Source organism: Isoptericola sp. NPDC056134, assembly GCF_042264825.1.
GTDB lineage: Bacteria > Actinomycetota > Actinomycetes > Actinomycetales > Cellulomonadaceae > Isoptericola > Isoptericola nanjingensis.
The window spans coordinates 1-269 of record NZ_JBHJVM010000076.1; the positions used below are offsets into that span (position 1 = coordinate 1).

Here is a 269-nt window from a genome sequence, read left to right on the forward strand (position 1 = left end):
TGAACTCATCGATGCAGCTCGGCGGGTCCGTCGCGCTGGCGATCTTCACGACCCTGTTCATCACGATCAGTGGTGGCTACGGGAGCGCGAGCTCGCAGGGTGTTGCCGGCTACTCCGCGGTCTACTACGGCGCGGCCGTCGCCCTTGTACTGGGCGCCATCGCCGCGGCGACTCTCATCCGCAAGTCGCAGGGCTGGGGCGATTCCGGCGACACCGGCGAGTGGAACGACGAGAGCTCCGGCGAGTGGTCGGGGAATGATTCGGCCGAA

Annotated in this window: 1 pseudogene; it reads left to right on the forward strand. The window is 66.9% G+C overall.

Going from position 1 to position 269, the window contains the following annotated elements:
- Positions 1-269 (forward strand): annotated as a pseudogene (locus ACFCZN_RS21355) (hypothetical protein); the annotation flags it as partial.